Origin of the sequence: Streptomyces griseochromogenes (genome assembly GCF_001542625.1) — a bacterium.
GTDB lineage: Bacteria > Actinomycetota > Actinomycetes > Streptomycetales > Streptomycetaceae > Streptomyces > Streptomyces griseochromogenes.
The window spans coordinates 6,104,637-6,117,725 of record NZ_CP016279.1 but is presented as its reverse complement, the minus strand read 5'-3'; the positions used below and the strand labels follow the sequence as shown (position 1 = coordinate 6,117,725).

Genomic DNA, 13,089 nt, shown 5'->3' with positions numbered 1-13,089 from the left:
CGGTGCTGACCACGCCGACCGCGTCCCGCCGTACGACGGCAGGGGCGCGGACTCTTCCCGTGGTGCCGCTCGCGCTGGTCCTGGCCGTGGCCCTGGTGGCCGCTCTGACCGCCGCCGTCGCCTGGGGCTCGACCTCCATCCCGCCCGCCGAGGTGTGGAGCGTGGTGGGACGCCGGCTCTCCGGCCAGGCGCCACGACCGGGTACCGACGACCTCATCGTGTGGCAACTGCGCGTCCCCCGCGCCCTGCTCGCGGCACTCGTCGGCGCGGGCCTCGGCCTGGTCGGCACCGCCGTGCAGGCCCTGGTGCGCAACCCGCTCGCAGACCCCTACCTGCTCGGCATCTCCAACGGCGCCTCCCTCGGCGCGGTCGCCGCACTGGTGCTCGGCATCGGCGCGGGCGGCACCCTGGGCCTCGGCCTGTCCGGCGCGGCCTTCGCCGGAGCGCTGGCCACCTTCGCCCTGGTGTGGGCGGTGGCCCGGCGCGGCGGCGGTTTCGCGCCGCTCAGGCTGGTCCTTGCCGGGGTGGCGATCGGCCAGTTCCTGTCCGGCTTCACCAGCTACCTGGTGCTCCGGGCCGGGGACGAGCAGCAGACGCACAGCGTCCTGTTCTGGCTGATGGGCAGCCTCGGCGGGGCGAACTGGCAACTGCTCGCCGTACCGGCGGTGACCGTACCGGCGGCGCTGCTGTGGCTGCAGGCACGCGCCCGGGGGCTGAACGCCCTGCTGATGGGCGACGAGACGGCCGCCGGGCTCGGCATCGACGTCGGCAGGCTGCGCCGCGAGCTGTTCACGGTGACCAGCGTCCTGACCGGCGTTCTGGTCGCGGTCTCCGGCGCGATCGCCTTCGTCGCGCTGATGGTGCCGCACGTGTGCCGTCTGCTCGTCGGCGGCGACCACCGCCGGCTGCTGCCCGTCTCCGCGCTGTGCGGCGCCCTGCTGCTGGTGGTGGTCGACATCGTCTGCCGTACCGCCATGGACACCCAGGAGCTGCCGGTCGGCGTGGTGACCTCGCTGCTCGGGGCTCCCGCCCTGCTGTATCTGCTGGACCGGCGCCTGGGGAGCGGACGTTGAGGATCGACATCGAGGACCTGCACGTCGCCTACGCGGGCCGCACGGTCGTGGCCGGAGCCCGGCTCATCGCCGAGCAGGGCGAGATCACGGGCCTGGTCGGTCCGAACGGCAGCGGCAAGTCGACGCTCCTGCGCACCGTCTACCGGCACCTGAGACCGACCGCCGGACGCGTGCTGCTCGCGGGCACCGATCTGCGCGAGCTGACCCCCGTCCAGTCGGCGCGGCACGTGGCGGCCCTGCCGCAGGAGCGTGACAGCGACTTCGAGCTGAGCGTGCGCGAAGTCGTCGCCATGGGCCGTACGCCCTACAAGCGGGCCTTCGCCGGGGAGGACGCCGCCGACCGGGACACCGTCGCGCGGGCGCTGGCCGACGTCGGCATGGCGGAGCACGCCGGGCGCCGCTTCACGGCCCTGTCGGGCGGCGAACGCCAACGGGTGCTGCTGGCCCGCGCGTTCGCCCAGGACCCGGACGTGCTGGTGCTGGACGAGCCGACCAACCATCTCGACATCCGCCACCAGGTCGAGCTGCTGGCCCTGCTGCGCGCCCAGCGGCGTACGACCCTGGTGTCGCTGCACGACCTCAACGCGGCCGCCTCCGTGTGCGACCGGGTCCATGTGCTGCACGCAGGGGCCGTGGTCGCCTCCGGCCCGCCCCGCGACGTCCTCACCCCGGCGCTGATGGCCGAGGTCTTCGGCGTACGGGCGGCCGTGGTCGACCACCCCCTCACCGGGGACCCGCTGATCGCCTTCGACCACCGGGATCCGGCACCGGCCGGGAACTCACCGGCCTCTCCTCCCGACTTGTGGGACGGGGCCGCCGACCGGCGGCCCGTCCACCACGACGAGGGGCGGAAGGGTGACACACCAGGGGCCCGGCTCGGAACGGCCCGGCGACATACCCGGCGGTGAGGACCACTGGACGCTGGTGGGGCTGGCGGGCCTGCTGTCGTTCGTGGCGATGCTCGACATGAACATCGTCAACGTGGCCCTCGCGGACATCGCCGACGGCCTGCGGGTGTCCGCGACCACTGCGCAGTGGGCCGTGCTGGGCTACCAACTCCCGGTGGTGGCACTGCTGTTGCCTGCCGGTCGGTGGCTGGACGGCGTGGGGATGCGTCCGGCCGTGCTCGCCGCGACCGCGGGCTTCGGCCTGTGCAGCGCGCTCGCCGCCCTCGCGCCCTGGGCGGCCTGGCTGATCGCCGCCCGGCTGGCACAGGGCGTCTTCGCCGCCGCGCTGTTCGTGCTGATGCCGGTCCTCGCGATCCGTTCGGTACGGCCGCGGATGCGCGGACGGGCGATGAGTGTTCCCGCCACCTTGGGGCCGCTCGGCGCGGTCACCGGGCCGGCCCTGGGGGGACTGCTGCTGGATCGTTTCGGCTGGCACTCCGTGTTCCTGGTCAAGCTCCCGTTCTGCGTGCTCGCGTTCGTGGTGGCGTGGTGGGCGATGCCGCGGGACGGGGCGCTGCGCCCGCCCGACCGGCGGTCGTCATGGGACGCGCTGCTGGTCGCGTGCGGTGTGGCCGTGCTGCTGCTGTCGCTGACCTCGGCGGCGGACGGCCCGGCGTGGCTGGTGCTCGCGGTCGCCGCCGCGGCGCCGCTGTGGTGGTGGCTGCGCGGCCCGGGCGGCCGCCCGGTGGCCGGCGTGCTGCGGACCTCGGGGCTGCTCGGGGCGCACGCCGCCGTGCTGGCGCTCGCGGCCGGATTCGCCGCGATGCACTACGTCGTCGCCTTGCACCTGCAACGCGACGAACATGTCAGCGCCACGACGACCGGCCTCACCGTCCTCGCCTTCCCGCTCGCCATGGGCCTGGCCGGGCCGCTCGGCGGGCGCCTGGCCGACTCCTGCGGTGCCCGGCCGACGGCGGTCTCCGGAGCCGCCGTCACCGCGGCCGGTCTGCTGCTGCTCGTGTCCCTCGGCGACGGCTGGTCGCCGGCGCAGGTGGCCTGGCGGCTGGCACTGGCCGGCCTCGGCATGGGCCTGCACGGCGGACCGGCCCAGGCCCTGGTCATGGGCGCGGCGCCGCCTGACCGGACGGCCACCGTCGGTTCCACGGTGCAGCTCGCCCGCAGTCTCGGCTTCACGCTCGGCCCCGCGCTGGCCACCGCCGCCTGGGCCCTCGGCGGGGTGCGGGCCGGGCTGTGCCTGGCCGCGGGCGCCGCCTGTCTCGCCGTACCCCTGCTCGCACTGTCCGGCCGCCGGACCGCCGCCGGCCCCGCGAAGACCACAGTCCCCGATCAGCCCACCGACCCCGTCTCTCCCTGACCCAGGAGCCGATCCCATGTGCGGAATCACCGGCTGGGCGTCCTTCCACGGCGACGCCCGCACCCAGACCCCGGTCATCGAGGCCATGACCGCCACCCTCGCCCCGCGCGGCCCCGACGCGGGGGGCCGCTGGCTCGGCGAGCACGCCGCGATCGGCCACCGCCGACTGGCCGTCATCGACCTCGAAGGCGGCACCCAGCCCATGACCGACCGGCCCGACGAGCCGGCCCTCGTGCTCGCCTACAGCGGCGAGGTCTACAACCACCACCGGCTGCGCGCCGAGTTGCGCGGCCGGGGACATGTCTTCCGCACCCGCAGCGACACCGAAGTGGTGCTGCGCGCGTACGCCGAATGGGGCGAGGCCGTGGCCGAGCACCTGGAGGGCATGTTCGCCTTCGCCGTCTGGGACGAACGCGAGCAGCGGCTGCTGCTGGTCCGGGACCGGCTCGGCGTCAAACCCCTGTTCTGGGCGCCCGTCGACGGCGGCCTCGCCTTCGCCTCCGAGCCGAAGGCGCTGTTCGCCCACCCGGAGATACGGCCCCGGGTGGACGCCGACGGCCTGCGGGAGGCGTACAGCCTGCTGTTCAACACCGGGCCGACGCTGTGGTCCGGCGTACGGGAGGTCGAGCCCGGCGGACTGCTCGTCCTGGACCGGGACGGCCTCCGCGAGCGCCGCTACTGGCAGCTGGAGGCCGTGCCCCACACGGACGACCGGGACACGACCGTGGAGCGGATCCATGACCTGGTCGGCTCGGCAGCGCGCAGCCAGCTGGAGGCCGACGTCCCGCTGTGCGCCCTGTTGTCCGGCGGCCTCGACTCCACCGTCCTGACCGCCCTGCTCGCGGACGAACTCCGCCTGCGCGAGGGACCGCAAGCCCGCATGCGCAGCTACGCCGTCGACTACAGCGACCAGGCCGAGCGGTTCACCGGCGACGTCCTGCGCACCGGCCACGACACCCCGTACGCCATCGAGGCCGGTGCCTTCATCGGCACCGACCACAGCACGGTCGTCCTCGATCCGCGCGCCCTCCTCGACCCCGAGCACCGCAAGGCCGTCGTCGCCGCCCGGGACTCGCCCATCGGCGTCGGCGACATGGACACCTCCCTCTACCTGCTCTTCGGCGAGATCCGGCAGCATTCGACCGTCGCCCTGTCCGGCGAGGCCGCCGACGAGGTCTTCGGCGGCTACCCCTGGTTCCACAGCCCCAGGGCGCTCGCCGCCGCCACCTTCCCCTGGCTGCTGGTGACGGGCGACGAGGCCGCGATGCCGCTCAACCCCGAACTCGACCTGCGCATCGGCGAGTTCCGCGACGACACCTATCGCACCGCCCTCGCCGCCGTACCCCACCTGGACGGCGAGAGTCCCGTCGAACACCGGCAGCGTGAGCTCCAACACCTGTCCCTGACCCGCTGGCTGCGCCAGCTCCTGCACCGCAAGGACCGGTTGAGCATGGCCCAGGGACTCGAGGTGCGGGTGCCGTACTGCGACCACCGGCTCGTCGAGTACGCCTTCTCCGCGCCCTGGGCCCTCAAGAGCCACGACGGCCGGGAGAAGAGCCTGCTGCGCGCCGCGGGAGCGGGCCTCGCGCCGCACTCGGTGCTGTACCGCCCCAAGAACCACTACCCGGCCACCCACCACCCCGACTACAACCGCGGCCTCCAGCAGCTGGCACGCGACGCCCTGTCCGTCGAGCAGGTCCGCGCCCTGGCCGACGAGACCCGCATCAAGCCCTGCCTCGACACCCCGCCCGACCGGCTGGAGTGGGGTCACCGGCTGCGCCTGGAACGCGTCGTCGACCTCGCCCTGTGGCTGGACCACCACCGTCCCGAACTCGCTCTGTGAGGAGCACCCGCGCATGACCACCCTGGAACCCCTGCCCGACCCGGTCCCGTTGACGGGCTGCCCCTACAAGGCCGACCCGTACCCTCTGTACGAGCGGATGCGCGAGGCCGGTCCGGTCCACCGTGTCCTCTTCCCGAGCGGCGTACAGGCCTGGCTGGTCACCGGCTACGACGCCGCGCACGCGGCGCTGAACGACGACCGCCTCGGCAAGAACCACGACCGGGGCAACGACCGGTGGCGGGCCCGGGCCTCGATCATGCCCGAGCCGCAGCACTCCCAGCTCCAGGCCCACCTCCTCCACCAGGACCCGCCGGTCCACACCCGGATGCGGCGCTTCGTCACCGACGCGTTCACCCCGCGCCGCGTCGAACGGCTCCGGCCCCGGTTCCAGGAACTGGCCGACGCCGTCGTCGACGCGCTCCCCGAGAGCGGCCCCGCCGACCTCGTGGCAGGCTTCGCCGCCCGCTTCCCCTTCCTGGTCCTCGCCGAAGTCATCGGTCTGCCACAGGAGTTGGCGGCTCGCTTCGACCGGGACTGGGGCAAGGTCGTCCAGCCGGTCGGCCCCACCGATCCCGGCCGCCCGCTGTACGAGGCCCGGCTCCACGGCCTGCAGAGCTACATCGCGGACGTCGTCGCGCACAAGCGGGACCACGGGGACGACGACCTGCTCGGCCGCCTGGTCGTGGCCCGCGACCGTGGCGAACTGTCGCAGGAGGAGCTGGACTCGATGATCTTCCAGCTGCTGGTTGCCGGACAGGAGCCGGTGACGAATCAGATCACCACGGCCCTGATCGCCCTGTTCCGCAACCCGGAGCAGCTGGCCCGACTGCGCGAGGAGCCGGGCCTGCTGCCCCGCGCGGTGGAGGAACTCTTTCGCTACGACAGCGCCTTCGAGCTGACGACCTGGCGGTTCTTCGACAAGGACAGCGATCTGCACGGCACCGGGATCCCGGCCGGAGACTCGGTGATCGTCTCCCTGTGCGCAGCCAACCGTGACCCGGAACGCTTCCCCGACCCCGACACCCTCGACCTCGACCGCACCCCGAACCCCCACCTCGCCTTCGGCCACGGCATCCACTTCTGCCCCGGCGCCGCGCTCGCCCGTGCCGAACTCCAGATCGCCCTGGGCACCCTCCTCACCAGGCTGCCCGGTCTCCATCTGGCCGTCGCGGACGAGGACATCGCGTGGATCCCGGCCGTCCTCGGCCGTGGCACGAACCAACTGCCGGCCGGCTACGACCGACGGCTGTGACCGACACGTCCCGCTGACCGGGCCCGGCCCGTCTCCGGGCCCGGCCCCGGCTTCCCGCCCGCACCGACCGACAGCGCCTGGCCGCCCCATGCCACGGCGCCATGCCCTCATGCCCCACGCACCCGGAGGAACGACATGCTGCTGACGACCGCCCACCCCACGCGCATCAGCACCGCGATCCTGAACCTGCTGCTGCCGCACCACCGCACGACCGACCGCGCACCCGCGCCCGCGGAGGCGTTCGCGCACCAGCACCGCCGGATCGCCGCCTTCGTGCGCGAGGGCGTGCCCGTGGAGTTCACCCTGCCCGCCTTCCCCTGCAAGTCGCCCAACCCGGCCAAGGTGCTGGGCCGGCTGCCCGACCAGGCGGAGCGCCTGTCCCTGCGGTTCCTGAACACGCTGTGCACCGAGATCGAGCGGGTCTACCCGCCCGGTGCCCGGGTGGTCATCTGTTCCGACGGCCATGTCTTCGGCGATCTCATCCGTGTCCCCGACCGGCACATCGACGCCTACGCCGACGAACTACGCACACTCATCGACGACTTGGCCCTCGGCAGACTCTCCGTCTTCGACCTTCGCGACGTCTTCGGGCCGCTCGCGCACGACGCGAAACGCGCCCGCGTCCACGACCGGTACGCCCCGCCGGTGGCGGCCCTGCGCGCCCAGGTCAGGTCCGACGAGCCCACCCTCGCCCTGTACCGGGGCATCACCCGCTTCCTCGTCGAGGACGCAACGGACTTTTCCGGCACACGTTCCGCCCTCCAACGCGAGTGCCGGGAACGGGCCTACGGCGTCATCCAGCGCAGCCGGGCCTGGGGCACCCTCATCGCCGAGCACCACCCCCGTGCCGTGCGCCTGTCCATCCATCCCCAGCCGGTCGGCGCCGCCAAGTTCGGCATCCGCCTGCTCGACGCGCCCGACGCCTGGACCACCCCCTGGCACTCGGCCGCGCTCCTGAGGCCCGACGGCACCTGGACCCTGCTGCCCCGGGCCCGGGCCGCCGGGCTGGGCCGACTGGTCCACCGCGGCACCAGGCCCAGCCACTTCGAACAGCGCTGAGCCCCCGCGGAAGCGGGTGCGGACACGGGGGTTGTCCCGACCCTCGATGCACCGGCCCACCGGATGGTGGGGGCAGGGTGCCGTCGGCCACGGTGGTGTGACGCAGGTACACACCGGAAGGACAAGTCCGTGCGCATCGTCACGACCACCGTCGTCGCCCTCGCCCTCACGGCGGCCGCCGCCCCGGCCGCGGGAGCCGCGCAGCCGAGCCCGCCGAGAACCGACGGGGTGTGGCGCATGGACGGCTACGGCACCGTCCTCGCCCTGGGCGGGGGAGTCCTGCAGGAGTACCAGACGACATCGATCGGCTGCCTCAAGGGCGACACCTCACGGCAGACGGGCCCGGGTACGTACCTGACGACGGACGGCACCCTCCTGACCGTACGGACCGGGCACGACCGCGACCACGCCACCCTCGCCGCGGACAGCTCGGTGGGCCACCGCAAGCTGCGCCGGCTCGCGGCACTGCCGGCCGCCTGCGCCCGTGCGCTGCCGGACGACCCCCGCACCGCCTTCGACGTCTTCTGGCAGACCTTCGAGGAGAACTACCCGTTCTTCGCCGCCAAGGGCGTCGACTGGCAAGCCGTACGGGAGCGGTACCGGCCGCAGGTGCACAGGGACACCACCCGGAAGGAACTCTTCACGATCTTCAGCCGTATGGTGGGGCCGCTGTACGACGCCCATGTCCTCGTCCGGGACGGCGACAACAGGTTCTACGAGGTCAGGCCGGGCACGGAGGTACCGGGCGAGGAACTGGACGCCAAGGTCAAGAAGTTCATCGTGGAACGCGACCTCAAGGACGCCCCCTACCGGCAGGACTTCGCGGCCGGCCGGATCACGTACGCCGACCTGCCGTCCGGCCAGGGCTATCTGCGCGTCTCCGGCTTCGGCGGCTACGCCGGCGAGAACGCCCCGTACAGCGCCGAGCGGGCGGAACTGGACAAGACGCTGAACACGGTCCTGACGTCCGAGCGGGTCAAGCGTCTGAAGGGGCTGATCATCGATCTGCGCATCAACGGCGGCGGCGCCGACGCCCTGGGCGTCCGCATCGCCCAGCGGCTGACCGACAGCCCCTACCTCGCCTACGCCAAGCGGGCCCGGAACGACCCGGCCGACCCCACCCGGCACACCCGCCCCGAGCCCGTTCCCGTCGTTCCGGCCGACGCGCCCCGCTACACCGGCCCCGTCGCCGTGCTCACCGGCGGCTCGACGGTGAGCGCGGGTGAGACCTTCACCCAGGCGCTCATCGACCGGCCCGGCCGGACCGTCCGCATCGGACAGCCCACACAGGGCGTCTTCTCGGACGTGATGGTGCGCCACCTCCCCGACGGCATGGTCTTCGCCCTGCCCAACGAGGAGTTCCTGACCCGCACCGGCCGCACCTACGACGGCACGGGCATCCCGCCTCACCTCGTCGAACCGGTCTTCACGAAGGAGGAGTTCGCCAAGGGCCGTGACTCGGCGTTCGACCGGGCGGTGAACATCCTCCCGGCAGCCTGAACATGAGCGCACGTCAGTGCGCCGATCGTCCTCTGCCAGGCTCCCTTTGCCTCCCACGGGGGAAGTCCGTGAGAGTCCGGCGCTGACCCTCCCTCAACAGTACCTGCGGACCGTGGCCGGTTGACCGCCCGAGGAGCCTTGCCGTGCGCCCGGAATGCCCCGGCCGGGCGTACGGAGCATCGTCCGGGGCCGGTGCTGGATCACGGCTCGCTGTGCGCCGTGGACCCGGCCCGTTCCAGCACCTCCGCGGCGACGGCCAGCGCCTCGGCGCGGTCCTCGGGGACGACGCCGATGCGGGTGCGCCGGTCCAGGAGGTCCGACGCGTCGAGTGCGCCCTCGTGCCGGGCGGCCCAAAGGAGTTCGGCCCGGGTGACCGGATGTCCCGGCAGGACCGGCTCGGCCAGCGCCGGATCCGGCTCGGCCAGGGCCTGGACGGCAGGGGCCTCCGTCCCGTAGCGGCGGACCAGACGGCGGGGTGCGGGCAGCGCGCGCAGCCGTTCGAGCGCGGCGGCACCGACCAGCGGCAGGGCGGCGGTGGGGGAGGGGCGCACGGGCAGGCCACGGGCCTCGGCGGCGGCGTCGACGGCGTCCTGCGCCATCCGCCGGTAGGTGGTGAGCTTGCCGCCGACGATGGTGGTGACACCGTCGGGCGAGGTCAGCACGGCGTGTCGGCGCGAGATGTCGGAGGTGCGGGCCGGTGTGTCACCGGGGCCGTCGTGCCCGCTCATGTCCAGCAGGGGGCGCAGCCCGGCGAAGGCGCCGACGACCTCGTCCCGGCGTACCGGCGTGTCCAGCACGGAGCCGAGTACGTCCAGCAGGAAGCCGATGTCGGTCTCGGGTACCTCCGGCACGTCCGGGACCGGGCCGTCGACCGGCTCGTCGGTGAGACCGACATAGACCCGGCCGTCGCCCTGGGGCAGGACCAGTACGAAGCGGTTCGTCTCACCGGGGATCGGGAGGTGCAGGCCGGCCGGCAGCGCGCCGAGCCGCTCCGAGCGCAGCACCAGATGGGTGCCGCGGGAGGGACGGATGCGAATGCCTTCGACGAGGTCGCCCGCCCAGACCCCGGTGGCGTTGATCACGGCGCGGGCGCGGATCTCGCCCTCCTCGCCGGTGAGTTCGTCGCGGATCCGGGCGCCCGTGCCGGTCAGCTGCAGCACCCTGACCCGGGTCAGCACGCGCGCGCCGTGCGCGGCGGCGGTCCTGGCGAGCGCGGTCACCAGCCGGGCGTCGTCGCTCACCCGGCCGTCCCAGGAGAGCAGCCCGCCGCGCAGCCCGTCCGTGCGCACCGAGGGCGCCAGGTGCCGGGCCTCCGTCACCGACAGCCGGCGCGGGGCCGGCAGGACCTGCCGCGGCGTCCGGGCGGCGAGCCGCAGCATGTCGCCCGCCCGGAACCCGGCCCAGGCCAGCGAAGCCTGGGCCCGTGACACCAGCGGGGTCAGCGGCAGCACGAATGGCTGCGCGGCCACGAGGTGCGGGGCGGTACGGGTCATCAGCACCCCGCGTTCGACCGCGCTCTCGTGCGCCACGTCGAACTGCGCGGAGGCCAGATAGCGCAGCCCGCCGTGGATGAGCTTGGAACTCCAGCGGGAGGTGCCGAAGGCCAGGTCGTGGGCGTCGACCGCGACCACGTCGAGACCGCGGGCGGCCGCGTCCAGGGCGGCACCGGCCCCCGTGGCACCGAGCCCGACGACCAGCACGTCGGCGACGGTGCCGTCCGTCGCCCCGTCCAGTTCCCGGGTACGCCGTCCGGCGTTGAGGGACGAGTCTCGTACGGCCTCGGTTCGGCTCATGGCGTCAGGGTCCTCTCCAGAAGGGTGCACAACTCGCCGAGGAAGGCCGGGGAGTCGAGGTCGGGGTCGTCCTCGTCGGTCATCGTGCGCAGGGACAGGGTGAAGGACTGCACGAGCAGCAGCAGCGCGCGGGCCTGCCGTTCGGTGTGGGTGACGCGGACCGATCCGTCCGCGTGGCCCTCGCGCAGCGCGTCGGCGAGCAGGGCCAGCAGCGCCTCCTGGCTCGCCCCGCGCCGGTCGAGCACGTAAGGGAGCAGCAGTTCGGGATCGACGTCGACGATCTTGCGGAAGAGGGGGTGCGCGCGGAACGCGTCCACCCCCGCCACCAGACCTTCCACGATCCGGGTCCGGGTGTCCGTGCCGGGCGTGGACTCCGGGATCGCGCGGGTGGCCACGGCGATCCACTCGCGGGTCATCAGATCGCCCACCAGCGTGCGCAGGTCGGGCCAGCGCCGGTACAGCGTCATGCGCGACACGCCGGCGCGGCGGGCCACGTCGGCGAGGGTGGTGCGGCGGACTCCGACCGCCAGCACACAGTCGCGCACCGCGTCGAGGACGTGATCATTGTCCGAACCGTTGTGACGAATAGGCGTCATGTGTCACAGTGTAACGCCCCGGGGGCCGGGCGGAGACGCCGCCGCGCGAACCGAGCACACCGACCTGTGAGGACGACCGTTCAATGGACATGCTGTGGAACGGCTGGGGCGACCCGGCCAAGGCGGCACCGCTGCCCGACACGGTGACCGGACTGCTGCGCGACCTGCTCGGCGTCAAGCCGCACACCACGCCGGCCCCGGCCCTGGAGGACATCCGGCTGCCCGAGCCCACGGCCGACCCCGCGGCGCTGAAGTCGCTCGCCGAGGCCGTCGGCGGCGCGGACCACGTCCGCACGGACGCCGAGAGCCGCATCCGGCACACCCGCGGCAAGTCCACGCCCGACCTGCTGCGCCTGCGCACCGGCGATGTCTCCGACGTCCCGCAGGCCGTGGTCCTGCCCGCCTCGCACGACGAGGTCCTCACCGTCCTGAAGACCTGTGCCGCACACGGTCTGGCCGTCGTGCCGTTCGGCGGCGGCACCTCCGTCGTGGGCGGCCTCGCCCCCGAACGGCGCGCCTTCGTCGCCCTGGACCTGCGCCGCATGAACGGCGTGCTCGACCTGGATCCGGTCTCCCGCACCGCCGTCCTCCAGCCCGGCCTGCGCGCCCCCGAGGCCGAGGCCCTGCTCGCCGAGCGCGGCTTCACCCTCGGCCACTTCCCGCAGTCCTTCGAGTGGGCCACCATCGGCGGGTTCGCCGCCGCCCGCTCCAGCGGACAGGCCTCCGCCGGCTACGGCCGCTTCGACGAGATGGTGCTCGGCCTCACCCTCGCCACCCCCGAGGGAACCATCGAGACGGGCCGCGCTCCCCGCTCCGCCGCAGGACCCGACCTGCGCCAGCTGATCCTCGGCTCCGAGGGCGCCTTCGGCGTCATCACCTCCGTCACCGTACGGATCCGCCCGCTGCCCGAGGCGCGTATCTACGAGGGCTGGCGCTTCGCCTCCTTCGAGGAGGGGGCTGCGGCGCTGCGCCGGCTCGCCCAGGACGGACCCCGGCCGACCGTGCTGCGCCTGTCCGACGAGACCGAGACGCTGATCGGCCTCGCCCAGCCGGACGCCATCGGCGCCGGTCTGGCGCGGAGCGACGCCGGATGCCAGGCGATCGCGGGTTACGAGGGCACGGCCGAGGAAACGGCCCAGCGCCGCGAGCAGGCGGCGGCCGTCCTGCGCGCCGCCGGCGGCACCCTGCTCGGCGCCGAACCCGGCGAACGCTGGGCCCACGGCCGCTACTCCGCGCCCTACCTGCGCGACGCCCTGCTGGACGCGGGAGCCTTCGCCGAGACGCTGGAGACCGCCGCCTTCTGGTCCCGCATCCCCGCCCTGTACGCCGCGGTCCGCACCGCCCTCACCGACACTCTCACCGAGACCGGCACCCCGCCCCTGGTCATGTGCCACATCTCCCACGTGTACGAGAACGGCGCCTCGCTGTACTTCACCGTGGTCAGCGCCCAGGGCGAGGACGCCGTCGCACACTGGACACGGGCCAAGCACGCCGCCAACGACGCCGTGCTCGCCGCCGGGGGAACCATCAGCCACCACCACGGGGTGGGCACCGACCACCGTGACTGGTACGTGAAGGAGGCCGGAGAACTGGGCATCGAGGCCCTGCGCGCCGTCAAGCGCCGCCTGGACCCCGAGGGACTCCTCAACCCAGGCGTCCTGCTGCCCACCGACTGACCGACCGATCCACCCCGCCCGGCCGTCCCACCCCC

10 protein-coding genes are annotated in these 13,089 nt (G+C 73.7%); 8 read left to right on the top strand and 2 right to left on the bottom strand.

The window, feature by feature from the left end; all coding sequences use genetic code 11:
• Positions 1–2: 2 nt before the first annotated feature.
• The 7 genes from AVL59_RS26215 (at position 3) to AVL59_RS26185 (ending at position 8,989) form a co-directional block, all read left to right on the top strand.
• Positions 3–1,073, top strand: coding sequence for a FecCD family ABC transporter permease (locus AVL59_RS26215; RefSeq protein ID WP_067308899.1), 1,071 nt, complete (start codon positions 3–5; stop codon positions 1,071–1,073).
• Positions 1,070–1,981: an ABC transporter ATP-binding protein gene (locus AVL59_RS53065; RefSeq protein ID WP_079146994.1), complete on the top strand. Its 912-nt coding sequence runs from the start codon at positions 1,070–1,072 to the stop codon at positions 1,979–1,981. The genes AVL59_RS26215 and AVL59_RS53065 overlap by 4 nt, the downstream gene beginning before the upstream one ends.
• A complete protein-coding gene (locus tag AVL59_RS26205; protein WP_067308896.1) occupies positions 1,929–3,335 on the top strand; it encodes an MFS transporter in 1,407 nt (468 codons plus the stop codon). The genes AVL59_RS53065 and AVL59_RS26205 overlap by 53 nt, the downstream gene beginning before the upstream one ends.
• A 16-nt stretch (positions 3,336–3,351) precedes the next feature.
• Positions 3,352–5,178 (top strand): asparagine synthase (glutamine-hydrolyzing), encoded by a 1,827-nt coding sequence (asnB, locus tag AVL59_RS26200; protein WP_067308893.1) that lies wholly within the window; start codon positions 3,352–3,354, stop codon positions 5,176–5,178.
• 13 nt (positions 5,179–5,191) lie between these two features.
• A complete protein-coding gene (locus AVL59_RS26195; protein WP_067308891.1) occupies positions 5,192–6,430 on the top strand; it encodes a cytochrome P450 family protein in 1,239 nt (412 codons plus the stop codon).
• Positions 6,431–6,565: 135 nt separating this feature from the next.
• Entirely contained in the window at positions 6,566–7,489 is a 924-nt protein-coding gene (locus AVL59_RS26190) for an L-tyrosine/L-tryptophan isonitrile synthase family protein (protein WP_067308888.1), read from the top strand.
• A 129-nt stretch (positions 7,490–7,618) separates the two neighbouring features.
• Positions 7,619–8,989, top strand: a complete 1,371-nt coding sequence (locus AVL59_RS26185; RefSeq protein ID WP_067308885.1) for a S41 family peptidase — start codon at positions 7,619–7,621, stop codon at positions 8,987–8,989.
• 200 nt (positions 8,990–9,189) lie between these two features.
• Here the strand turns inward: AVL59_RS26185 and AVL59_RS26180 are convergent, their stop codons facing one another.
• Positions 9,190–10,782: a glycerol-3-phosphate dehydrogenase/oxidase gene (locus AVL59_RS26180; RefSeq protein ID WP_067308882.1), complete on the bottom strand. Its 1,593-nt coding sequence runs from the start codon at positions 10,780–10,782 to the stop codon at positions 9,190–9,192.
• Positions 10,779–11,378, bottom strand: coding sequence for a TetR/AcrR family transcriptional regulator (locus AVL59_RS26175; RefSeq protein WP_067308879.1), 600 nt, complete (start codon positions 11,376–11,378; stop codon positions 10,779–10,781). Before AVL59_RS26175 ends, AVL59_RS26180 begins: the two co-directional genes overlap by 4 nt.
• Positions 11,379–11,461: 83 nt before the next feature.
• On the opposite strand from AVL59_RS26175, the gene AVL59_RS26170 reads away from it, so the two are divergent.
• On the top strand, positions 11,462–13,054 hold the full coding sequence (locus AVL59_RS26170) for an FAD-binding oxidoreductase (RefSeq protein ID WP_067308876.1): 1,593 nt from the start codon (positions 11,462–11,464) through the stop codon (positions 13,052–13,054).
• The last annotated feature ends 35 nt before the right edge of the window (positions 13,055–13,089 follow it).